Raw genomic sequence first — 551 nt, 5'->3', positions numbered from 1 at the left:
CGCGTTGCCGCTTGGGTGTCACCGCTGCGTTGCCGCTTCGACTATAACCGCTTGCGCTTTACGTATCCTCTGTGCAGTTTTCAAGGAGCAAACCCCGCCGCCATGAAGACGGCGGGAAAAGTTATCGATTTGGTGGAGCTAAGCGGGATCGAACCGCTGACCTCTTGAATGCCATTCAAGCGCTCTCCCAGCTGAGCTATAGCCCCACTTTGACCCGCTTCGGCCTCACGCATCGCTGCGCGTGCCATCGGGTCTGCCGGTTTCCCGGCTGATCCGGCGACGTCCTACTCTCCCAGGGGCCACCGCTCCAAGTACCATCGGCGCTGGAGAGCTTAACTGACCTGTTCGGGATGGGAACGGGTGTGACCTCTCCGCCATTGTCACCAGATCTTTGTATGGTGTTGTTGAGTTACCGGTTACCAGACTTCCCAACATCATCGCTGTCGCGACTCGATTGGTGTCTGTTCGTTCACCGGAATTCAGAGTCTATCACACCAGCCAACCAAAATCAACCGGTATGTTTTTCCTCTGATTCCTGTGAGCGACTGTTC

1 tRNA gene and 1 rRNA gene are annotated in these 551 nt (G+C 56.3%); both read right to left on the bottom strand.

Going from position 1 to position 551, the window contains the following annotated elements:
* Nucleotides 1-130: 130 nt before the first annotated feature.
* Nucleotides 131-206 (bottom strand) — tRNA-Ala (locus tag GTO91_RS17685).
* Nucleotides 207-271: 65 nt separating this feature from the next.
* A 5S ribosomal RNA gene (gene rrf, locus GTO91_RS17680) occupies nucleotides 272-388 on the bottom strand.
* Nucleotides 389-551: the final 163 nt, after the last annotated feature.

Source organism: Heliomicrobium undosum (genome assembly GCF_009877425.1).
Lineage (GTDB): Bacteria > Bacillota > Desulfitobacteriia > Heliobacteriales > Heliobacteriaceae > Heliomicrobium > Heliomicrobium undosum.
Note: the sequence above shows the minus strand (reverse complement) of the source record. Positions and strands in the feature narration are given on the sequence as shown.